This is a genomic window from Streptomyces sp. NPDC055815 (genome assembly GCF_053616475.1).
The window spans coordinates 1-21,279 of the sequence record NZ_JBSHDU010000008.1 but is presented as its reverse complement, the minus strand read 5'-3'; the positions used below and the strand labels follow the sequence as shown (position 1 = coordinate 21,279).

General features: G+C 69.8%; 19 protein-coding genes. 15 read left to right on the top strand and 4 right to left on the bottom strand.

Annotation, left to right across the window (positions count from 1 at the left end; genetic code table 11):
- Positions 1 to 63 precede the first annotated feature (63 nt).
- The 9 genes from ACWGN5_RS08150 (at position 64) to ACWGN5_RS08110 (ending at position 9,576) form a co-directional block, all read left to right on the top strand.
- The gene (locus ACWGN5_RS08150) at positions 64 to 411 is read left to right on the top strand and encodes a hypothetical protein (protein ID WP_453512327.1); all 348 of its coding nucleotides are present in this window, start codon (positions 64 to 66) and stop codon (positions 409 to 411) included.
- 214 nt (positions 412 to 625) lie between these two features.
- Positions 626 to 1,549, top strand: coding sequence for a TauD/TfdA family dioxygenase (locus ACWGN5_RS08145; protein ID WP_453512326.1), 924 nt, complete (start codon positions 626 to 628; stop codon positions 1,547 to 1,549).
- Between the two features lie 59 nt (positions 1,550 to 1,608).
- Positions 1,609 to 2,673 (top strand): radical SAM protein, encoded by a 1,065-nt coding sequence (locus ACWGN5_RS08140; protein WP_453512324.1) that lies wholly within the window; start codon positions 1,609 to 1,611, stop codon positions 2,671 to 2,673.
- Positions 2,673 to 3,836 carry an enolase C-terminal domain-like protein gene (locus tag ACWGN5_RS08135; RefSeq protein ID WP_453512322.1) on the top strand — a complete coding sequence of 388 codons (1,164 nt, stop codon included), beginning with the start codon at positions 2,673 to 2,675 and terminating at the stop codon, positions 3,834 to 3,836. Before ACWGN5_RS08140 ends, ACWGN5_RS08135 begins: the two co-directional genes overlap by 1 nt.
- Positions 3,833 to 4,543, top strand: coding sequence for an HAD family hydrolase (locus ACWGN5_RS08130; RefSeq protein ID WP_453512320.1), 711 nt, complete (start codon positions 3,833 to 3,835; stop codon positions 4,541 to 4,543). The genes ACWGN5_RS08135 and ACWGN5_RS08130 overlap by 4 nt, the downstream gene beginning before the upstream one ends.
- 71 nt (positions 4,544 to 4,614) lie before the next feature.
- Positions 4,615 to 5,715 carry a hypothetical protein gene (locus tag ACWGN5_RS08125; protein ID WP_453512317.1) on the top strand — a complete coding sequence of 367 codons (1,101 nt, stop codon included), beginning with the start codon at positions 4,615 to 4,617 and terminating at the stop codon, positions 5,713 to 5,715.
- Positions 5,712 to 7,871, top strand: coding sequence for a phosphoketolase family protein (locus ACWGN5_RS08120; protein ID WP_453512315.1), 2,160 nt, complete (start codon positions 5,712 to 5,714; stop codon positions 7,869 to 7,871). The genes ACWGN5_RS08125 and ACWGN5_RS08120 overlap by 4 nt, the downstream gene beginning before the upstream one ends.
- On the top strand, positions 7,868 to 8,719 hold the full coding sequence (locus ACWGN5_RS08115) for a phytanoyl-CoA dioxygenase family protein (RefSeq protein ID WP_453512313.1): 852 nt from the start codon (positions 7,868 to 7,870) through the stop codon (positions 8,717 to 8,719). Before ACWGN5_RS08120 ends, ACWGN5_RS08115 begins: the two co-directional genes overlap by 4 nt.
- Before the next feature lie 44 nt (positions 8,720 to 8,763).
- The gene (locus ACWGN5_RS08110; RefSeq protein ID WP_453512310.1) at positions 8,764 to 9,576 is read left to right on the top strand and encodes a class I SAM-dependent methyltransferase; all 813 of its coding nucleotides are present in this window, start codon (positions 8,764 to 8,766) and stop codon (positions 9,574 to 9,576) included.
- 538 nt (positions 9,577 to 10,114) lie between these two features.
- Here the strand turns inward: ACWGN5_RS08110 and haaN are convergent.
- From haaN to haaT, 4 genes are all read right to left on the bottom strand, one after another.
- Positions 10,115 to 10,591 (bottom strand): cyclophane-containing RiPP N-acetyltransferase HaaN, encoded by a 477-nt coding sequence (gene haaN, locus ACWGN5_RS08105; RefSeq protein WP_453512308.1) that lies wholly within the window; start codon positions 10,589 to 10,591, stop codon positions 10,115 to 10,117.
- 84 nt (positions 10,592 to 10,675) lie between these two features.
- A complete protein-coding gene (locus ACWGN5_RS08100; RefSeq protein ID WP_453512306.1) occupies positions 10,676 to 11,836 on the bottom strand; it encodes an FxsB family cyclophane-forming radical SAM/SPASM peptide maturase in 1,161 nt (386 codons plus the stop codon).
- A gap of 13 nt (positions 11,837 to 11,849) precedes the next feature.
- Positions 11,850 to 12,029 carry a HaaA family cyclophane-containing RiPP peptide gene (haaA, locus tag ACWGN5_RS08095; protein WP_453512304.1) on the bottom strand — a complete coding sequence of 60 codons (180 nt, stop codon included), beginning with the start codon at positions 12,027 to 12,029 and terminating at the stop codon, positions 11,850 to 11,852.
- A gap of 110 nt (positions 12,030 to 12,139) precedes the next feature.
- Positions 12,140 to 14,911, bottom strand: a complete 2,772-nt coding sequence (gene haaT / locus ACWGN5_RS08090; protein WP_453512301.1) for a cyclophane-containing RiPP biosynthesis TPR protein HaaT — start codon at positions 14,909 to 14,911, stop codon at positions 12,140 to 12,142.
- Between the two features lie 290 nt (positions 14,912 to 15,201).
- Between haaT and ACWGN5_RS08085 the strand changes: the two genes are divergently transcribed.
- The 6 genes from ACWGN5_RS08085 (at position 15,202) to ACWGN5_RS08060 (ending at position 21,055) form a co-directional block, all read left to right on the top strand.
- The gene (locus tag ACWGN5_RS08085) at positions 15,202 to 15,888 is read left to right on the top strand and encodes a hypothetical protein (protein WP_453512298.1); all 687 of its coding nucleotides are present in this window, start codon (positions 15,202 to 15,204) and stop codon (positions 15,886 to 15,888) included.
- 32 nt (positions 15,889 to 15,920) lie between these two features.
- Positions 15,921 to 16,367, top strand: coding sequence for a hypothetical protein (locus ACWGN5_RS08080; RefSeq protein ID WP_453512296.1), 447 nt, complete (start codon positions 15,921 to 15,923; stop codon positions 16,365 to 16,367).
- Between the two features lie 60 nt (positions 16,368 to 16,427).
- Positions 16,428 to 17,648 (top strand): damage-control phosphatase ARMT1 family protein, encoded by a 1,221-nt coding sequence (locus ACWGN5_RS08075; protein WP_453512294.1) that lies wholly within the window; start codon positions 16,428 to 16,430, stop codon positions 17,646 to 17,648.
- Between the two features lie 582 nt (positions 17,649 to 18,230).
- Complete coding sequence (locus tag ACWGN5_RS08070) at positions 18,231 to 18,752, top strand: hypothetical protein (RefSeq protein ID WP_453512291.1); 522 nt, start codon at positions 18,231 to 18,233, stop codon at positions 18,750 to 18,752.
- Between the two features lie 148 nt (positions 18,753 to 18,900).
- The gene (locus ACWGN5_RS08065) at positions 18,901 to 20,136 is read left to right on the top strand and encodes an MAB_1171c family putative transporter (protein WP_453512288.1); all 1,236 of its coding nucleotides are present in this window, start codon (positions 18,901 to 18,903) and stop codon (positions 20,134 to 20,136) included.
- A 289-nt stretch (positions 20,137 to 20,425) separates the two neighbouring features.
- Positions 20,426 to 21,055, top strand: a complete 630-nt coding sequence (locus ACWGN5_RS08060) for an HAD-IA family hydrolase (protein WP_453512286.1) — start codon at positions 20,426 to 20,428, stop codon at positions 21,053 to 21,055.
- Positions 21,056 to 21,279 lie beyond the last annotated feature (224 nt).

Genomic DNA, 21,279 nt, shown 5'->3' with positions numbered 1-21,279 from the left:
TCTCCCGGAGCCGCCGCTCCGAAGGCACAGCCCCAGCGGGCGCTACGGCACGTGCTCCGGTACGTGAAGACGCGCGGCTGGACCGTGGCGGCGACCTACGTCGACCGGGCCGCCGTGCTTTCCAGTCGGGCGGACCGCCCCGAGTGGCCGAAGGTACTCACAGTGGTCGAGGAGGGACGGGCCGAGGGGATCGTCGCGCCGTCGATGGTGACGCTCTGGTTTCACCCGGAGGACCACGACTCGTTCATGGGCTGGCTGGAGAAGACGGGCGCGTTCGCCTCGACGCCCGATTCCCTCGCCGATCTGCGACGGCACCGCCGGGACGGTTCCTCTCCCGAAAACACGGCGGCTCCCAAGGACACGGCGGTCGGCCCTCGGCTGGCGGCGGGATCGAAGCGCAGGCACCGATGATCTCGGCGCCCAAAGCCATGATCCCCCGGCGGCGGCTCGCCCGATCCCGCTGGGCCTTCCGCCACCCTCTCCGGCTGCTCCGGCGCTACGGCTTCGGCTGGTTCCAGTTCGCGGTCCCTGTCGTGCCGGTCTTGCTGATCATCTGGGTCGCCGTCGCCCGCACCGACCTCCCGTATCCGTATCCCCATCCGCTGATTCCCACGAGGGGTGCTTCATGACGTCCCGTTCCGTGTCCGTGCCCGAGTACCGGGTGAGCCTGCCGAAGGAGCTCGTCGCCGACCTCGCCCGGCAGGCTGCCGCCCTTCCCGAGTGGCGGCTCGGTGACGACGGGCTGCTCTCGCCCGAGACCGCCGCGCGATACCACGGGGTGCTGGCCGGCATGCCCCGCCTCGCCGAGTTCACCACGACCTGCCACCAGCTGCTCGGCGCCCCCGCGGGCGAGGGCTTCGCGGTCGTCGAGCTGGCCGGGCTGCTCGACGCGGCCGACTCCGAGGAAGCGGCCCTGCGGGCAGTGACCGCGCTGCTCTCCTTGATCGCGACGCCGCTGCGGGCCTTCGACTGCTGGCCGCTGTGGCAGCCGCTGAGCACCAACCTCGCCATCGACCCGATGCATATCGACGTCGCGAACTCCACGCTCCCGCCGGACTACATCGCCCAGCTGTGCGTCCGCCCCGATCCCAGAGGCCAGGGCTACAGCCTGACCTCGCAGGTCCGCCGCGCCGTGGACCGGCTCGGCTACGCCGACGCCGAGCTCCTGACCCACCCGCGGTACGTCGACGGGTCGCTCTTCGAGCTCACGGGCGTCGGGGAGGAGTGGCAGCCTTTCCCGATCCTCGACGGCCTGCCGCCGGCGGAGGGCTTCGTCCGGTTCACGACCACGATGCTCGCGGACGCCGATCCCGCCGACCCGTACGTCAAGGCGGCTCGGGCCCTGGAGCGCGAACTGATTGTCGGGCAGCGCCGGTTCCTGCTCGGGCGAGGCGACCTGCTCATCGCCAACCAGCACCTGTGCTGCCACGGCCGCGAGGTCCTCGGCGGCGGCCAGGAGGACGTACCCGAGGACGAGCGCCGCCTCCTCCTGCAGATCTTCCTCCGCGGTCAGCTGCGGTACGCGGCGACGCCGGAGGTCGTGGCATGACGCCCGTCACTGCGGGTGGGCCCGTAGCACAAGACACCAGACATCAGAGAGGGAAGCCGATGCTCGAATCCGTCAGCCACCTGGAAGAGGTGGCCCGTGAGTGGAAGATCAACCGCGAGGACGTCCTGCTTCTCGCGCTGAACAGCTGCGGGGCGCGCTCGCCGCTGGACAAGCCGCGGATGCGGCTTCGGCTGGAACTGGACTCGCGGCCGGCCGACCCGTCGTACCTGATCCTGTCCTTGGGCCGCGAGGACTCGCCCTTCGAGATCGACGAGCACGAGCTGCGCCTGCACGGCGAGCGGGTCGGCACGGTCGCCGGCATCGAGGACGACGACGCCGTGCTGGGCTACTGGCGCAACGGCACCAAGATGCTCACCCTCAACTCGAACCAGCGCTCCCAGTGCACCGGGTGCACCTTCTGCCCGAACACGCTGGAGGGCGCCTCGGACCCGGCGATCCGCGAACTCGACCTGCCCGGCTACTTCGCCACCCTCGCGGCGAACTCCGGCATGGTGGACCTGTCGGGGGTCGAGACCGTCACGGTGTGCACTGGCTGCTTCCTCTACGAGCACCTGGCCCTGGAGCACTTGGAGGGCGTGCGCGCCGCGATGCGCAGCACCGGCTGCGAGGGGACCCTGCACTTCCTGTCGTCGGTCCTCACCAGTGAGGAGGGCCTGTACCGGGCCGCCGAGCTCGGCCCGTTCCACCTGACACTGACGGTGGAGTGCTTCACCAACCGGGCGAACATCCTCAAGCAGTCCAAGGCCGCGCTGACGGTGGACCAGATGGTCGAGACGCTCGGGGCGGCGAAGGAGCGGGGCATCACCACGGACTTCACCTACATCGTGGGCCTGGACCCGATCGAGGAGGCCGTGGAGAACCTGAAGCGGTTGGTGCCGGTGACCACGGCGTTCCCGCGGTTCCAGACGTACCAGGCCCACAACCCGTACATGGACGTATACCGCACGCCCGGGTCGGACACGATCGAGTGGAACCTGACGATGCGCCGAGCGGTCGAGGAACTGTTCGCGGAGACGGGGCTGCGCCCACAGTGGTGGCAGAACTACCGCTCGCCGTGGGCGTACACGTTCGCCGGGGAGCAGCTGACCGGGGCGCGGATCTGATGGCCGGGCAGGACAGCGGCGCCATGACGGTGGTGCGGGCGGTGCGGGTGTGGCCGGTGGCCGGGCAGCCGGCCGGTCTGCCGGAGGGCCTACCGGATGCGATCGCGGCCGTGGCGGTGGCCCCGGCGGGGCCGTCGTGGCCCGAGCACCGGACGCGGTTCGCGATCGAGGTAGTGGGTGACGGGGTATCTGGCTGGCACGCGCCCGTGGGAGAGAGCGTGGCGCGGCTCGTCGTGGACACCCTCGCCGACGGGCTGGTCGGGCACGATGCGGCGGCACCGCGCAAGCTCGTCTACCGGCAGCGGGCGGGGCGGCACCAGCATGGGGCGCACGCCCGGCAGGCGGCCTCAGCGGTTGAGTTGGCGTGCTGGGATCTGGCGTCGCGGGCCTCGGGTCGAACGGCGTCGGACCTGCTGGGCGGCACGGTGCGGGCCCGGGTGCCGGCGTACGCGTCCACGCTCGGCCTGGACCCGGCTCACCCGGAGGCGGTGAAGGCGGCGGCGTGGATCGCCGAGCAGGGGTTCTGGGGGCAGAAGTGGCCGCTCACGAAGGAGCTGCTGCGCCAGGGGCCGCGGGTAGTTGGCCGGGTGCTGGGGGCGTTGCGGGAGGCGGCGGGCGAGGGAAGGTTCATGGTCGACGGGCTGCGCCGGTGCCGACTGGACGAGGCGCTCACCCTGCTGCCCGTGCTGGCCGACCTGGAGGTCACCTTCGCCGAGGAGCTGCTGGAGCCGGGCGGCTTCGCCTGGGCCCAGGTGCGTTCGGCGGGGGTTCGGGTGCCGATGGCCGCCGGTGAGCACGCGGTCGACGAGCACGAGCAAACGCGGCTGCTGGCCGGCGGGGTGGTGGACGTGTGGCAGACCGACCCGGGGTGGTCGGGCGGGCTGGCCCGCTCCCTGCACACCACCGAGGTCGCCGCCGATCTGGGAATGGCGACGTTCCCGCACGGCGACCGGCTGTGGGCGGCGCTCGCGCTGGCCGGCGCGTGCTGCCGGGACAAGGTCCCTGCGGTGGAGTGGCATCTGACGCTGGAGCCGCTGCGGCAGCAAGTGTTCGCCGAGGCCGTCGTCGTGGAGGCGGGAATGCTGCCGTCCGCCCCCGGGGCCGGGCTCACCCCGCCGCCAGTCACCACCTCGCCCCTTCCGGTATGGGCGGTCGGGTCGTGACTGGCCAGGTGATGTGGCCTGAGGTGCGGGCGGTCTGCTTCGACCTGGGCGGCACGCTGGTACGGCCCGAGGCGGTGGCCACGACCGGCCAGGTCGCCGAAGTCCTCGGCATCTCCTTGGAGGAGGCCCGTGTTCTGATGGGCAAGGGAGCCAAGCGGCGCCTGGTCACCCCGAAGGACCTGGCGCACGAACTTGCGGCGGACTTCGGGCGGCCCGCACTGGCCGACCGGCTTGCCGAAGTGTTGGAGCGGGCCCGGCGCCGGGCCGAGAACCCGCGGCTGTACCCGGACGTGCCGGACATGCTCGCCGAGCTGCGGGCGAGGGGCTACGCCCTGTACGCCCTGACCAACGCGCTTGGTTCCTCAGTGCCCGAACAGGATCCTCCCGCGTTCCGCGAGCTGCTGGACGGAGTCTTCTACTCGGCGCGCACCGGCGCGATCAAGCCCGAGCTGGAGGCGTTCGCCGCCGTCGAGCACGCCAGCGGGCTGCGGCCGGGAGAGCTGCTGCACGTCGGCGACTCGATGAGCGCCGACGTACGCGGGGCCGCGGCGGCCGGCTGGCACACGGCCTGGGTGGACCGGCACCACACGAACGGGCCGCTGATGCCGGCCGCGAGCACGCCGCGCCTGCACTCCCTCAACGCCCTCCCGCTGCTGCTGCCCGCCCGGGCGGCGACCGGCACAATCACATCGGAGGTGGCCGGCTGATGGAGCCGTCCAGTACGTCGCGTACATCCCGTCCGGCAAAACCCTCTGTCCCCGACCCGCTGACCTCGTCCGTGCCGCTGTTCGACCCCAGTCAGCTGCCGCTGCGCACCTGGTGCGAGGGCAGCCGCGAGGACGCGGTCACCGGCCTGGTCGCGTTCCCCGACTTCCACAGCCACATCCCGCGCTGCCTGGCCGCCGCGCTGGAGGCGGGGCGGCTGGTGGCGCTGGCGATCGGGGACGTCGACGGGCTGAAGGACCACGTGGAGCGGACGAACTCCACCAACCCGACCTCCTACGGGCACCTGGCCGGCAACGAGGTCATGGCGACCGTGGGGGCCACGACCCGCGCGTGGTTCCGCGAGCAGCCCTTCGACTCCGGCTGCGCGGCGACCTTCGGCGGCGACGAGGTGATCCTTGCCGCAGTCGTGGACGACGCCGCCCAGTTCCACCAGGCCCTCGGGATCCTGCGAGACCGGCTCAGCGCCGTGCTGCCGGTGACGGTCTCCTTCGCCCTGATGTTCGTCACCGCCGGCGACCTGCCCGCCGAGCGGCAGCGCGGGTGGAAGCACAGGTTCACCGACAGCCTGCTCGCGGCGGTCGATCGCACCCTTTTCACGCACAAGGCGGCGCGGCGCGCCGGGGCCGGCCAGGGCGGCATCATCGCCGTCACCCGACCGCCCCAGCTGTCCGAGCGCGACCAAGCCGGTCCGAATCCGCTGGTCCTGCTACCGCTGCCGGCCGCATCTGACGTCGTGCGTGTGGTGGCCCGGCCGGAGCGGATCGGCGGCCGGGACTTCCTGCTGCTGCCCTGCCGCGGACCGGTCGGCCAGCGCGGTACCCAGCTACGTGTCACCTTCCCCACCGGCAGCTCCAGGACCGTCGTGGCCTACGCACTGCGCGGGCAGGCCGCGGTGCCGTACGCGGCCGTCGCCGACGGCGTGACCGGCGTGCCGCTGACGGTGCGGGGCCTGCGGGACCGCACTCCGCGCAGCGTGCCCGAGGACCTGGCCGCCGCCCTGGAACGGGCCGGGCTAGACTGGGGCGCGGTGCCCGCCCACGAGCAGGCGCAGATCCTCCACCTGATCACCGAGGCCGGCACCGAGGAGATCCGGTCCGGGCGGGTCACCGCCGCCGTGGACGCCGTCGCCGCGCGGAAGGGGACGGCACGGTGACCAAGATCGCCCTGCTCCCCGGGCCCGCCGCCGTGGCGGGCCCGGGCGACTTCCCCGACTGGAGCCAGGCCGCCGCGCACGCCGCGGCCCGTGTGCCGGACGCGGCCGTGACGGCCGCGTGGCGGGCGCTGAACTACCTGTGCGCCGCGCAGCTGTACCTGAACGACAACGTGCTGCCCGCCCGGCCGCTGCGGGTGGAGGACGTGAAGGAGGCGCCGAGCGGACACTGGGGGGTGTGCCCGCCGGTGAACTGCATGCTCGCGCACCTGGGGCCGCTCACCGCATGGCGGCCCCCCGGCAGTGAAGTCCTGGTCGTCCACGGCGCCGGCCACGCCGGGCCGTCGGCGCTGGCTCACGCGTACCTGACCAAGACCCTCACCCTGACCGGCAACGGCCCGGGCTGGTCCGCCGCAGACCTGCGCGCGCTCGCCGAGGGCTTCCCCCACACCCGCGCCTACGGCGGAGAGATCACTCCGCTGATCCCCGGCGTGCGCTACACCGGCGGCCAGCTCGGGCCGGCACTCGCCGTCGCGCAGGGCATGGTCCTGGACGCCCCGCACCGCCTGGTGGTCGCGTTGCTCGGCGACGGGGAGTTGGAGACCGGCGCTGCCGCGGCCGCGTGGACGGCCCGGCGGGCGCTGCTCGGGTCCGGGCTGCACGGCGCCGTACTGCCCGTCGTGCTGGCCAATGGCCTGCGGATGGGCGGCCCCTCCATCCTGTCCGGGCTCGACGAGAACGAACTGCGCGCGTACTTCACCGGCCTGGGGTACGAGCCGTTCCTCCACGACGGCTCCGACGCCGCCGGCTTCCGGACGGTCCTGGCCAAGGTGTTCGCCAGGCTGCGGCCGCTCGGTGTCGCCCGGCCGCAGCCGGTCATCGTCCTGACCATGTCCAAGGGCGCGACCGGCCCCGAGCAGGTCGCGGGCCGCCAGATCGCCGGAACCCCGGCCGTCCACAAGACCCCGCTGAAGGACCCCGCCCGCAACCGGGAGGAGTTCGCCGCCCTCGCCGCCTGGCTGGCCTCGTACGAGCCCGCCTCTCTGTTCACCGACCGCGGGCAGCCGTCCGACCTCGTACGGCAGGCGCTGCCACACCCGCCGCCCCGGCCCCGCCCTGCCCCACCGGTCGCGCCGCTCGCTGTCCGCGGAGAGCCAGCGTGGCCGCTGGTCAGCGCCGTGATACGCGAGCGCGCCGCCGCCGGTTCGTTCCGGCTGTTCAGCCCGGACGAGGCGGCCTCCAACCGGCTGCGCCTGGCCGACGCCGGGGACGACCGGCTGCCGGAATGGGCGAGCGAGATCCTCAACGAGGAGATCTGCCAAGCCTGGCTCCAGGGCTACACCGAGACGGGCCGCGACGCGCTTCTGGCCACGTACGAGGCGTTCGCGGCGGTCAACACCAGCCCGCTCGTCCAGCACCTCAAGCACCGCAGTGCGCGGACCGCGACCGGCATGGGCGGGCTGCCGAACATCAACTACCTGATCACCTCGCTGGGCTGGCGCAACACCTACACCCACCAGAACCCTGGGCTCGTCTCCGCGATGCTGGAGACCGAGAACCCCACCGTGCACGTCTACACCCCGGCCGACGCCACCCGCGCGGCCGCGACCCTCACGGCCATGCTCACCGGGCGGGACCGGGCGAACTTCCTGATCGCCGACAAGCACCACACGCTCACGTTCCCGCCGGACACCTTCCGCGAGGAGATGACGAACGGCGCTGCGATCTGGCCCCACCTGAGTACCCCCGGTCAGGAGCACCCGGACATCGTCCTCGCTTCCGCCGGCGACGTCGCGGCGCGCGAGCTGTCCGCCGCGGCCGGCCAGCTCGCCGCCGCCCGTCCGGACACGCGTATCCAGTACGTGCACATCAACGACCTCACCGTCCTCGGCCAACCGGACACCTGGCCCGCCGCGCTACCCGACGGCACCTTCGCCCGACTGTTCCCCGCCGGCGTTCCCGTACTGCTGGCCACCGTCACGCAAGCCCCGGCTGTACGGGCCCTGCTCGCCGCCCGCGGCGAAGCCGCCCGGGTCTGGGTAGTCGGCTACCGCGACCTCGGCCGTCCCCTTCCGTCCGCCGACCTGCTGGAGCTCTGCGGCATGTCCGCCGCCGTGCTCACCGCCCAGGCGCTCTCGATGCTGAAGAAGCCACGATGACCACCTCGCCGTCCACACCCGACCCGAAGCAGCTGGCCGCCTTCGACCGCGACGGCCTCCTCATCCTGAGCGGCGCGCTCTCCCCCGAGGTCCGCGACCGCGCGGCCGAGGCCGCCGTACGGCTCCTCGCCACCGACCGCACCGTGGGCCGGGACCGCTCGGTCGATGGCAAGGACGGCTTCCGTGGCGTCGTCGCCCTGGACGACGCCTTTCTACCGCTCGTCGCCAACCCGGCCGTCCTGCCCACCCTCGTCGGCCTGCTCAGCCCGAACATCCACCTGATGTCGAGCAACCTGATCGCCATGCCGTCCCTGCCCGACGAGCAGCGCACCATCCGCGTGCCGTCCCGGCACGGATGGCACCGCGACATGTCCTCCACCGTGGCCGACCTCGGCGTCGAGCACACGCCCCGCCTGGCGATCAAGGTGGCGTACTTCCTCACCGATCCAGGACCGGACGCGGGGTTCACGATGTTCGTGCCCAGCAGCCACACCCGTACCGGGCCCGTCGCCGTCCCCCAGGGGGACATCGACCCGCCCGGCGCGATCACTCCGGACATCGGCCCGTACGACGTGGTGCTCTTCGAGAACCGCACCTGGCACGCCGGCGGCCTCAACCGCTCCGGCCACGACCGGTTGGCCGTGATGATGCAGTACGGCTACCGGTGGCTCAACGCGGTCGACGACCCCGTGCCCGGCTTTCTCGACCGGCCGGACCTCGACGCCGTCGAGCGGCAGCTTCTCGGCGCCCGCGACCGCAACCCCGACAGCTCCGTCGCCCGCGAGGGCTCCGGCGCCCACCCCTTGGCCGACTGGCGGCAGCACCTGAGCACCGCCCCGGCTCGTTGACCGATCACCCGCCCCTGACCGCACCACCGCGAGAGACTGGACCCGTGACCTCCTCCACCCCCTCGTACAAGCCCGAAGAGCTGTTCGCGTCCACCGCGCCGTACTACGCAGCCTTCCGGCCCCGCTACGCGCCCGAGTTCTACACCCTGCTTGCCGACCGCTTCGGCCTCGACGGCACCCAGCGCGTCCTCGACCTCGGCGCCGGCCCCGGCATCATCGCCCTCGAACTCGCCCCACTCGTCAGCGAGGTCGTCGCCGTCGACCCCGAGAAGGGCATGCTCGAAGAGGGCCGCCGCCTGGCCGCTGAACGCGGCTTCACCAACATCACCTGGCGCGAGGGCGACTCCATCACCCTCCCGGCGATGGACATCGGGCCCGTGCTCCTCACCGTCATGGGCGCGGCCTATCACTGGATGGACCGTGACCAGGTCGCCCGGGATCTCGACCGGATCATCGAGCCTGGCGGAGCGATCGTCCTCGCCTCCGGCGGCGCCCCCGGCGACCTGGAGCCCGCCCCCTGGCTGCAGGTCGTCGACGAGGTCCGTACCCGCTACCTCGGCCCCGACCGGCGCGCCGGCTCCGGCACCTACACCCACCCCAAGGAACGCCACCAGGATGTCCTCGCCCGCAGCCCGTTCTCCCAGGTCGAAACCGCACGCTGGGACCACACCATGACCCGCACCGTGGACGAGGTCATCGGCTGGGTCTTCAGCCTCTCCTACTCCAGCCCCGCCCAGCTCGGCGAGAAGAAGGACGCGTTCGAGCAGGACCTGCGCGAGGCGCTGCTCGCGTTCGCGCCGTCCGGACGGTTCGACGAGGTGATCCGGACCGAGGCGGTCATCGCCACCAGGCCCTGAGCGCCCCGCCGCCGCGGGCGCTATCCACGCAGCCCCACTCGGGCCGTACGCGGTGCCCCAGAACGCCGCTCTCACCTGGCGTGCCAGGCCCGCACGGGGGGCCCGGACACCGCCAACCGGCTGACGGAGGTGCTGAGCGTCGCGGTGTGAACGGCGGACGGCAGCGGAACCGCTACGGGACCGTCTCCTGGCAGTGGATGCACCGCCGCGTCGCCTGTCGAGCGGTGTTGCCTTCCGTGGCTACAGCCGGGTACGTCTCGCTCAAGCGGCCCCAGAGCCCGGTCGGCGGGTCAGGGATCCAGCCCCAGCCCGGCGCCTTCACCAGCTCCTCGTAGGGGTGGTCGCAGGCGCCGGGCAGGTGAGCACAGCCTGTGGGCGAGATCAGGATCGTGTCCGCCGGGAACCCTCGCCATTCCCGCCTGGGCAAGGACATGGACCGCGCCCTCGGAACGGCTCCGTTCGTCGGGCAGCAGCACCCCTGCCCGACGATGAGTTCGCATCGCTCGCAGCGTTCTTCCTTCACAGCCCCCGCGTCCCCTCACGCCGTGCCGGTCGCCTCGATCCGGTAGACGATCTTCCCATCGAACTCGGCGAACCCGAGCGACTTGTAGAACGCGCGGGCGACGGGGTTGTCGTGGTCCGTCATCCACTCGACGCGGCCGCACCCTGGGCGCGCGGCGGCCAGGGCCCGGAGTTCGTCCATGAGCCGGGCACCGATGCCCTGGCGGCGCAGAGTGTCGCGCACGTATAGCTCCTTGAGGAACAGGGAGTGCGTGGAGCCCGCGGCCGGCCAGAGGAAGGAGTAGGCGGCGAGCCCCACGATGTCCCCGGCCTCGTCCTCGACCAGGAGAGCCGAGGCGAGCGGCGGGGCACCGAACAGCGCTTCCTCCACCTGCGCGCGCCGCTCCTCGAAGGGCTGGATCTCGGTCGATCCGTAGAACCGCTCGATCTCCTCGATCAGTTCGGCCACCGCGTGGACGTCCCGCTGCTCGGCAGGTCGGATCGTCACCGTCATGGACAACTCCTCGTTCCTCGTTCGTCTTTCACTTCGCTCACTGGCTCCAACGCTCAGCACCTCGGCGGCGCTACGCCCGCCGTCTCATGGAGGCTGCACGGGCGGCGCGTACGCGTCCCACCCGCTCGCACGCAAGGAGTCCTGAACGTGTCGGATCAGGTACTCCAGGTCCGCGCAGTAGACGGAGGGATTCCTGTATCCGCCGACCGCGCTGAAGCGGTGGGGGAGGTACCCGCCACCGCAGACCTCTACCAGAGGGCAGCTCTGGCACTTCTCGGCGAGTGCCGCCCGTCCGTATGCCCTGTGTAGGAGCTTCGGGTGACGCGACGCCTCGTCGAGGGAGTGCTGGAAGACGTCCAGCCCGAGCCGGGACGCGCCTTCTTCGACGGAGCGCAGCGTGTCCACGCCTTCCATCGTCCCGTCGGACTCGATCACGATGCTCGTCGGCGGGGCCAGGCCGAGTGTCTCCACGGCACCGCGCACGCCGGAGCTGAGCGCCACGATGTCTTCCAGCATCCGGATGCTGTGCCGGTGCTCGGGCTGGGCGAGCCATGCGTCGTACACCCGGCTCATCCAGAGCCCGTACTCGGGGACATCGAGGTTGTCGCGGTGCGGCGGGTCGTCGTGGGTGGCGTGCGGAAGACCGAAGTCGATGACCGGCGGCCCGAACGACGCGAGGTAGTCATGGACTTCGACGGGGTCGTTGGCCAGGTCCACGACGGCGAGGAGGCCAGCGAAGAGATGGTGTCGGTCCCGAAGCAGCTCGATGCCGCGAACGGCGGCGGCCGAGCTGGGCCGCCCGGTATGGGTCAGCCGGTGCCGGTCGTTCGCGGTCGGGGGCCCGTCGAGGCTCACGCCCACGACCACCCCGTACCTCTCGAAAAGGTCGAGCCACGCCTTCGTGAGGAGCGTTCCGTTGGTCTGGAGCTCGAAGCGGACCCTCACGTCCGCCGGGATGCCTTCGCGTACGGCTTCGAGGAGCTCTGCCACGTGCCGGCGGCCAGCCAGCAGCGGCTCCCCGCCGTGCAGAACGACGTGGACGGCTGGCAGGCCGTGCGCCGTGGCGTGCTCGCCGATGCGCCGGCCTGCCTCCGTCGCCACGTCCACGCCGAGCCGGACGGGCAGGTGCCGCCACGACTGGTCCTTGGAGTTGAAGACGTAGCAGTAGTCGCAGTCGATGTTGCAGCGGTTCGCGACCTTGAGGATGAAGGTCCGAAAAGGTGCGGTCTCCTCGAGGAGTGTCATCGAGCGTCGGCGCTCAGAACCACCAGGGCCAGATGAGAGACGCCGCGTGAGGGCCCTCAGCGAAGCCGTCCCCTGCGGACTTCTCGTCGTCGAGCCGCTGCTGTACGCGGGCGGCGATCCGTTCCAGGACGGCATTGCCCTCGATGGATTCTGGGTAGACGGGCGGCGCGAGCATGGGCGTACGTGGCGACATTCAACGCTCCTCGTGGTGTGCGATGGCGGTTGAAGCGACAGACCGACTCGGCACCGTAGCAGTGCTGTTGTCGTCGGCGGCATACAGATTCCGGCCAGGTGGCGACCGGCCTATCCGGCTCGTGGGGCGAGCAGCTCTTCGAGTTCCTGGGCCGCCGCATCGACTCCGAGCCGCCGGTAGAGGGTGGCCGCGTTCCGCAGAGCGTCCTCTGCTCGCGCGGGCCCGGCCGAGATCCAGTCGCAGCGGCCGACCCCTTCCAGGGCCCGCGCCTCCTCCAGCGGAGAACGGATCTCCCGAGCCAGGACGAGGGCCTGCTCGAAGTACCCCCGCGCCGCTTCGATGTCCCCGGAGGCGCGCAACAGGGATCCCCAGTGGTTCAGCACCTCGGCCTCGCCACTGCGGTCCCCCAGCTCTCGTTGGAGTTCCAGGCTCCGCCGGAACGCCTCGACGGCCTCCTCCCGCTCGCCGAGCGCCGCACGGGCAGCGCCCAGCTCGCTCAGGGAAGCGGCCTCCCCACCACGGCTGCCGAGATCGCGGAACGCGCTCAGAGCTTCCTCCAGTATCCGGACCGCTTCCGTTGCGCTCCCTGACACGCGCTCCAGCGCCCCCAGGTTGCGGATGCTGTTCGCGCGACCGAACCGCTCCCCGAGTTCGGTGAAGCGCTCCAGCGCCTGGTCGTGCGCCTCCCGGGCACCGACGACGTCGCCCGTCAGCCTCCTCACGACGCCCAGCTCGTTGAGCGCGTACGCCTGGTGGGTCCGGTCGTCGAGCTCCACGTAGATGTCGTACGCCTCGCGGTGTCGGCGCGTTGCCTGCTCGTACTCGCCCGTGAGGCGGTGCACGACGCCGAGGTCCCTGAGGGAGTTCGCCTCCCCGTACCGATCGTGGAGCTCCCGATAGATCGACAGCGCCTCGCTCTGGGCCTCCACGGCGGCGTCGAACCGGCCGGTCTGCCGGCGCACCATGCCGAGGTCCGCGAGCGCGTTGGCCTGCCCGAGCCTGTCGCCCACCGCGCGGTAGAGCGCGAGGGCCTCGGTCTGGGCACGGGCAGAGGCGTCGTTGTCGGCGGTCATGAGCCAGACGATGCCGGCCTGGTTCAGCGCGTCGGCCTTGCCGCGTCGGTCGCCCGCGGCCTCGTACTCCTCCACCGCCTCGTTGAGCGCCTCGACCGCCTCGGGGTAGGCGGCCATGAAGCGCCGTACGACTCCAAGCTCGGCGAGCGCCCCGGCGAGGGCCTTGCGGTCGCCGGTGTGCCGGGCGGCGTCGGCGGCTGTCCGATGGAGCCCGACGGCCTGATCCCAGGGGCCGGCCTGCCGCAGGAACGGGGCCATGGCGGCGGCCATGCGGATGACGAGCTCGTGCAGGGCGAGACCGCTCGCGCGCCGGATGCAGGCGAGGACGTTGGCCCGCTCGTTCTCCAGCCAGCCGAGGGCCGCCGCACGGGACTCCATGAGTGGGGTCTCCACCGAGGCCGCCTCATCGAGCGGTACGGGCGCGATCACGCCTCCGCGTACGATGTGCCGGTTCGCGGCGGCGATAGCGGCCAGGTAGTAGAGGCACACTCGCTGAACGGCCTCGGTCTGCTCCATACTGCTGCCTCCCTCGTCGGCGAGACCGCGGGCGAAATCACGTAACAGATCGTGAAGCCGGTACCGGCTCCCCGGATGTTCGTCGATCATGTGGGCGTCGTACAGCGCGTCGAGCTGGCGCCGTGCCTCCGCCACGGTCACGCCGCCGAGCGCGGCACCGACATAGGAGTCGAGGTCGGTCCCAGGGTAGAAGCCCAGCCCGCGGAAGAAGCGTCTGTGCTCCTCCTCCATGTCCTGGTACGACAGCTCGAACGTCGCCGCCACCGCCCGCTCCCCGGCCCGCAGCTCCCCCAGCCGATCCCGCGCGGCCACCAGCCGCTCGCGGAGGTCCTCGGCGCCCCAAGACGGGTGGTGCCGCAGCCGCGCCGCGAGCAGGGACACGCCCAACGGCAGATACCCGCACAGCCCGACGAGCTCCGCGACCACGTCCCGGTCGAGCGACGCCGCCGGCCGCCCACTGAGTCGTACGAACAAGTCGACGGCGTGGTCCTGCGGCAGCGCCACCACCGGCAGCACCACCTCCTCCTGCGCTGCCAGCCGCTTCCGACTGGTCACCAGCACCAGGCAGCCGCCCGCGCCGGGAAGCAGCGGCTCCAGCTGCCGATAGCTGGCCGCGTTGTCGAGGATGAGCAGCGCCTTCTTCCCGGCGAGACCGCTCCGCCACATGGCAGCCCTGGCCTCGGTGACCGCCCCCACGTCGTCCCCGGCCGGGATACGCCCCGCGGGCACTCCGGTCGCCGCCAGCAAGGACGCCAGCGCCTCGCCGGCCTGCACGGGGCTTCGCCCGGTCGTGTGCCCGTTGAGGTTCACGAACAGCTGCCCGTCCGGGAACCGCTCCGCCAGCACATGCCCGGCGTGCACGGCGAACGCCGTCTTTCCCACCCCCGGCATCCCGTCGATCACATGCACTGGCAGCGCCTCACCACTCTCCTGCGCCGCCCGTACCGACCCCACAAGCGCCGCCAGCTCGGCGCCACGGTCCGTGAACGCCGCGGTGTCGCGCGGCAGCGCCTGTAATACGAGCGCGGCTCCCGGCGGCTCGGCCTCGTTCTGGGGCGCCGACTCGGGCTGCCGCACGGTCGTCCGTGAATCCGACAGGGCGGCCAACACCGTCATCACCACGAGCAGCCCCCCGAGCAGCACGAACGAGAACCAGGCATGCCTCTGCAGCCACCCCAGCCACCCCGGCCACTCCGACTCGGACACCGCGTTCGTGACCAGCCCCACGAGCATGGTCGTCACGACCCCGCCTGCGGCCACGACGGCGATCGAGATCCCGCGTCGAAACCTCATGCGCGATCCGCCCACTTGTTGGGGGAGCGAGTCTCTTCTGCTGGCACGCCACTCATGCGACACAGCGCTCCAAGATCAGGACCATTCACGAAGCCCCCCGAGTTCGACGCTCAACTGCCCAAGGGGACCAGCGGAGGCGACCTCGGTCAAGGTCACCGAAGCGCCATAACGCGTCCGGATCCAGCCCTGCGAGATCACGACATCGGCCTGCCCTGAAATCCCTGAGGCTGATCGGCTCCAGCGTGAGAGGCTGATCAGTTATGTCAGGTCCGTACGAGAGGTTCACGCAGATGACCGAGGCAGAGCTTGAGAGCCACGGAGGCGACGACACCAAGGATGGCTTGTATCTCCTCGCATACGGCGATGAGTACTTCGTCAGTCGGCACAACCGCATCGAGTTCGTCGACTTCGAGTACCGCCTCTCCTCTCTTGCCTGGCTGTGCAGCAAGATCGCGAAGAGCATCGATGCGGAGCTGACCGAGCTCCGTGAGACGCGGGAGAGTGGGAGTCACAGGGTCGCTGGGTGGGAAGGGGAGAGCGACATGATGCTCGACGAGTCAACGTACGAACTCGACACAAGCACACGCCAGATCAGCGCCGGCGTCATCGTCGTGGCTGCCGTCGCCGCACTGGAGTCCCTGATGAATCGGCTGCTCGACCAACCGGGCGACGAGGATCTCCACAGGGCAGGTCTCACCCGAAAGGCCCGAGTGCTCGCCGAGCGCTGGCAGGACACCGTCGATCGCCAGGAACTCGAAGACCACGTGTCGTGGCTGAGGGAGCGCCGCAACTCGTTCGCGCACCGTCTCATCGACGACGTCGACCCCCAGTGGCGAACCCACTCGGCCACGTGGGACTTCGACGACGAAGCGGCCGATGAGGCACTGGAGAGAATCAGCGCTGCCGCCTGGCTGCTGGAAGAGGGCTGGGAACAGCACCTCGCCAGCCAGCGCGCTGATGCGCGATACGTACCTTGACCAACGGCAGCACACGATGGGGGAGCGAGCGCGTGGATGCGTCCGAACTGGCCGAACTCCGCACCATGTATGTCTTCGGCCCCGCCGAGGGTTCCACCTGGGGCCTGACCTACGAGGGGATCGAGGCCAAGCTGCGTGAGCGTGAGACGGATACGTTCGTCCGTATCGATGAGGGGGACGAGGGCCCCGTTCGCGGGTCCGTCATGCACTTCGGTATCACGGTCGGCGAGGAGGAGCTGGCGGGCATGGCCAAGCTGTCCCCGGAAGGCATCGCCGTCGAGGACTGCACGGCCCAGGCTGCAGCGGAGTTCGTCCGGTGGCTGTGGGGCAGCGTCGTCCCGGACGGCAGCAGCATCACCTTCAACACGGAATGGGGCCTGGAAGCCGACCTGCCCGACGCGCTCGTCCCCCACGTCCCCCGTCCACGCCTCGTGGCCACCTTCCTCACCCACCTTGAAGCCACCGGCGGGCTGGACTGACAGCGAGCATGCCCACGGGGATCATGGTCACATGAGTGACATGCGAAGGGCCTCGGCACCATGACAGAGAAGACTTCCCGCGCCTCGGGCGACGAGGCTGTTCGCGACGCCGGCCCAGTTGGTGCTCCGGTCGTCCTGGGCAACGAGCCCGGCTCGTTCGCCTGGGGTGTGCTGGCCCAGCGCCACCCTGCCCTCATCCGGCAGGTGCGAGACGCCTTCCCGTACGGCCGCCGGCAGCACGAGGCCCTCGACGCCCTGCTGGACGAGATCACCAACGGTGTCGTCCAACCACTCGCCCCCGCGGACCACGACCACGAGCGCTGGGCGGCCTGGGGGCGGGAGCACTTCGGGCACTCCTGGTACGACGCCCCGTTCCTGTGGGCGGAGAGCTACTTCTACCGCAGGCTCCTGGGCGCGGTCGGGTACTTCGGTACTGGCCCTTGGCAGGGAGTCGATCCCTTCGCGCCGTTCAAGCAGGCCGAACTGCGAGGCGACGCGGTGGACGAGGAGCTGCGGGCTCTCGACGCGCTCGCGAGCGCCCCGGCTGAGGAGCGGGCCACGGCCCTCCTGCACGCCTCGCTCTGGGGCAACCGCGCGGACCTCGGCTTTCGGGTCTCGGCGGGGGAGCGGGCAGTGGATGACGCCGCAGTCTCGGCGCTGGTTGCCGACGGCAGCGCCACACTGTGGGAGCTCTTGCCCGCCGGTGCCTCGGCCACCATCGCTGTGGTGGCCGACAATGCGGGACGTGAGCTGATTCCCGACCTCGTCCTCATCGACCACCTCCTCGAACACGGGCACGCCAAGCGGGTCGTACTTCACGTCAAGCCCTACCCGTACTACGTCTCCGACGCGATGACCGCGGACGTGGTCGACTGCCTGCGCCGCCTCACCGAGGCACCCGGCGAAGCCGGCCGGATCGGCGGCCGACTCTGGAAGGCCATGGCCGCGGGAAGCCTGGAGGTCCGCACCCACCCGTTCTTCTGCGCTCCGCTGCCGTACGAGGAGATGCCCGAGGATCTGCGGGAGGAGTTCGCGGATGCCGCGCTCACGATCCTGAAGGGTGACCTCAACTACCGCCGCCTGGTGGGCGATCGGCTGTGGCACCCGACCGTGCCGTTCGCCGAGCGCACGGTCTACTTCCCCGGGGCTGTCGCGGCGCTCCGGACCCTGAAGTCCGACGTCATCGTCGGCCTGGAGCAGGGAACGCTGGACGCCCTCGAACGGTCCGGGGTTGTTTGGCGTACGAGCGGTACTCACGCGCTGATCCAAGTGCGCCCGTAGACCTGAGAGCGCAAGTCGATTTCGTATCGCTCGGCGACGAGGGATACGACTCCGACCCCAACCGCCGCGAACTGCGCAGGCGTCGGATCCTTCCGGTCATCTCCCGCAGGAGCGCCCCGAACATCGAGGGGCGGGTGAGCTCCGTTGCGGCGTCGAGCAGACCCTGCTCCACCAGTTCAAACGCCTCGCTGTCCGCTGGGAACGCCGCACCGAACTCCACAACGCCTTCATCTCCCTCGCCTCCAGCCCCATTTGCTGGAGGCGACTCAAGAAGTAGGGCGGCGGACCGGACTCCCCTCAGAGCATTCGAAATTCAATCAACGCGCCGTCACTAAATTTCGATCTTGGGATCCAGATTGCGAGACTGTCGCGCTTGGGTGACCTTCACAACAGCCCGTCTTGCGTAGATCGCACTTTCCTCCTTGTACGATTAGGCGTAGACAGCGTGCGTCGGCCGACCGTCGCGCACCTCAAGCACAAGCTCCTGGCTACTAGCGCCTCGCGGGCTGGCAGTGAACACCTCAGTGGCATTTCAATGGAGCGACGATGCGTTGGCGTAGGGACCCTTCACGGCGCGCCCTCGTGAAGGAATGTGAGAGCCTGCTCGCCGATCTCCCTATCCCAGCTCCTTTCAGCGTCGAGGCGCTGGTGCGGAACATGGAGGGCGCGTTGGGGCGTCAGATTCGGCTAGTGCCACTGGATGACGCTGATGGGGGTCTGGGCACGGCATGCGGCCTCAGGGTCAAAGCGTCGGAGTTCACGATCATTCTCTATCGCCGCCGTTCAAGTCGCAATCAAACCGAGCACATCATTCTCCATGAGCTCGCGCACGAGTGGCTGAACCACGGTACCTCCCTGACGGATGCAGAGATCGAGCGATACGTCCCTGAGCGCATTCGTCAGGAAGTCCTTCGACGTTTCCCGTCGGCTCTGGTTCAAGGGCGCGTAGATTTTGGCAGCCCCGAGGAAAAGCAGGCCGAGCTTTCGGCTTCATTGATAAAGCGGCTGGCACGCCGTCAGTCCTTCACGGGAGATGACATGGTCAGCCTCTTGGAGCATTCACTTGCTCACCCAGTCGCTGCTCCACCGCGGCGCCGACTCTAGCCGCGATCGACTGGCGACTGCTGAGGCATAGCTCCTGGCCTTACGGCTTCCGCCACATCGCACAGTCCACCTATTGGCAATTGAGGCTGCGGCCGACTGGCCTTCCGGTCGGCGAAACGTGCAGCCGGCGCAGATACCCACTGGTTCCGTGTTCGACTACATCAAATACCTTACTGCGGCCGTGATGACCCTCATCGCCGTATGGCGATTCCCTGCAGTTCGGTACGCCGACGCTCACCGCCGGGCGCTCTGGGGCGGTTATGCGGGATTCGCCGTGGCTCTCTGGCTCTACACGCCGGCAGCAATGGATGCGGTGGATCGCATTCCAGTAGTGGACCTGAGCGCCCTACTCAGGCACTTTGCCAGTACCGCGGCGATCATCGCGGCCCTGACCTACGTCGCCACCAGCTACGGGAGGAGCTCGGAGACGGTCGTACCCCGCCACGTAGCGGTCTCCCGCCGGATCGCACGCGCGTCCTACGGGACGGGAGCGATAGGCGTCATTCTGCTCACGGTCCTGTTTTTCACCGTGGTGGACCGCGAAAAGCCGAGCCAGAACTTCCTCATCGACCACGCTGGGCAATGGGGGGTCGCGGTCTACATGACCGTGTTTTACTTCTTCCCGCTCATCACGACCGCAGTCTGCGGCTACCAGTGGACGAGGGCGGCGCGACGGGTCGAGGACACGAGCATGCGTGTCGGGCTGGGCTTGATGGGGATTTCCATGTGGATGGGGCTGACCCATACATTGGCGCGTATCGCCATCCTTTGGGCTGCGGTCGCGTTCCCTCTGAGTCTCTCCACGGTCCGGTTCCTTGTAGACGCCACAGCGATATGGATGAACCTGCTGTTCCTGATCGTTGCCGTAGGTGCGAGCATTCCCACCACACGCGCGGCGGCGGCCCGGTGGAGAACTTGGCGCACCCTGTACAGGACTTACCCGCTCTGGTTTGACCTGGTGGATGCGTTTCCCGGGACGAGCCTGTATCCACCGGGGCGGCGCCTCGCGGAACTCAGGCACATACGCGTCCCCATCGATGTTCGCCTGGACCGATGGACTCAGGACATCGCTGACGCTTGCGAGAAGCTGCGCTATTACGTTCCACGGGACTTGATGTTCGTCGCTGAGGACATCACCGCATCGCACCCCGACCCTGAGCCGGCTGCGGAAGCGTACTGGATTAAGGCTGCACTCCAGGCCGCTGACACCTCGCAAGCCAACCAGTACGCCACTGCCCCTCTGAGAGAGAAACCGTTCGTTGACACCGATAGTGAAGCGGCGTGGCTTGCGCGAGTCAGCACGGCCTACTCGCACATCACCACGGATCAAGCTCGGGAACTTCTCCTGCACTCCATAGAGGTGGAATCCGAAACAGGCCGCTAGCCTGCTGTTAGCTTCACAGTCTGATTTATCGGTTCAGGCCCTATTTCCCGACGATCGAAACCAGGCTGCATAGTGATCTTGAATGGCGGGCCGGCGGGTGAGATTTGGCACCGTCCGTCACATGAACTGGGCTGGTACCGTGGGTCATGCGGGCTGATAGGTCTTGCTCCGCCTCGTAAGTGCACCCCGGCCTGCGACGCACCTCTACTCCCGTCGCCACGTGTAGCCGGGCAGTGACGCTATCCGGTCTGGATGGGCGTCCGAAATCTCAGCAATCTGGAGTTCTCGCATGTCCAACCGCCGCACGGGCCTCATCCTCGATTTTGGAGGCGTTCTCACCACTCCGCTGCTGCCCGCAGTGCTCGCGTTCGAACAGCGCGAGGGCCTCCCGCAGGGCGCCTGCCTCACGGCCCTGTACAAGGACGAGGAGGGCGTCCGGATCACCAGCGACCTCGAGCGCGGAGCGGTCTCCCAGACTGAGTGGAACGAGTTCGCCGGCAAGATGCTGGGCGTGCCGGCTGACAACCTGATGGGCCGGATCTTCGGCGACCTTCGTCCCGAGCCGCTGATGATCAATGCGGCTGCTGCGGCGAGGCGGGCCGGGATCAAGGTGGGCATCCTGTCCAACAGTGTGGGACTCACCCCGTGGGACCTGTACGCCGGCTACGAGCTTGAGCAGCTGTACGACGTCGTGGTGATCTCCGAGCAGCACCTGCTGCGTAAGCCTGACCCCGAGCTCTTCGAGATCACGCTCAAGCTCATGAATCTGCCCGCCGAGGAGTGCGTCTTCGTCGACGACACCGAAGGGTATGTCCAGGCCGCAGAACAGCTCGGTCTCGCGGGGGTGCACAACCAGGACCCCCGGCAGACGGTGGCCACTCTCTCCGAACTGCTCGGCGTGGACCTCGCGGCGTCGTAGCCCGGCGCAGACGCGTGGTGGTCCGACCGACCGGCCTCGATGTCGGAGCCGAGCCGCCGACCCTGCTCTCCCACACCTCGGTACAGCAAACTCGCCCAGGACGTCGGCGCTCGCCCACCGCGGCAGCAGTGGACGCGGAGGGTGAGCAAGCCTCCGCCCTCGGCGTTGGAGCACCAGGAACACCACGAACAGCGAAGGGACTACGGCGATACCCCGGTAAGGGG

Coding starts and splice junctions, on each gene's coding strand:
- ACWGN5_RS08145 (WP_453512326.1), top strand. CDS start 626: ATGACGTCCCGTTCCGTGTCCGTGCCCGAGTACCGGGTGAGCCTGCCG.
- ACWGN5_RS08140 (WP_453512324.1), top strand. CDS start 1,609: ATGCTCGAATCCGTCAGCCACCTGGAAGAGGTGGCCCGTGAGTGGAAG.
- ACWGN5_RS08135 (WP_453512322.1), top strand. CDS start 2,673: ATGGCCGGGCAGGACAGCGGCGCCATGACGGTGGTGCGGGCGGTGCGG.
- ACWGN5_RS08115 (WP_453512313.1), top strand. CDS start 7,868: ATGACCACCTCGCCGTCCACACCCGACCCGAAGCAGCTGGCCGCCTTC.
- haaN (WP_453512308.1), bottom strand. CDS start 10,591: ATGACGGTGACGATCCGACCTGCCGAGCAGCGGGACGTCCACGCGGTG.
- ACWGN5_RS08100 (WP_453512306.1), bottom strand. CDS start 11,836: ATGACACTCCTCGAGGAGACCGCACCTTTTCGGACCTTCATCCTCAAG.
- haaA (WP_453512304.1), bottom strand. CDS start 12,029: ATGTCGCCACGTACGCCCATGCTCGCGCCGCCCGTCTACCCAGAATCC.
- haaT (WP_453512301.1), bottom strand. CDS start 14,911: ATGAGGTTTCGACGCGGGATCTCGATCGCCGTCGTGGCCGCAGGCGGG.
- ACWGN5_RS08085 (WP_453512298.1), top strand. CDS start 15,202: ATGACCGAGGCAGAGCTTGAGAGCCACGGAGGCGACGACACCAAGGAT.
- ACWGN5_RS08075 (WP_453512294.1), top strand. CDS start 16,428: ATGACAGAGAAGACTTCCCGCGCCTCGGGCGACGAGGCTGTTCGCGAC.
- ACWGN5_RS08060 (WP_453512286.1), top strand. CDS start 20,426: ATGTCCAACCGCCGCACGGGCCTCATCCTCGATTTTGGAGGCGTTCTC.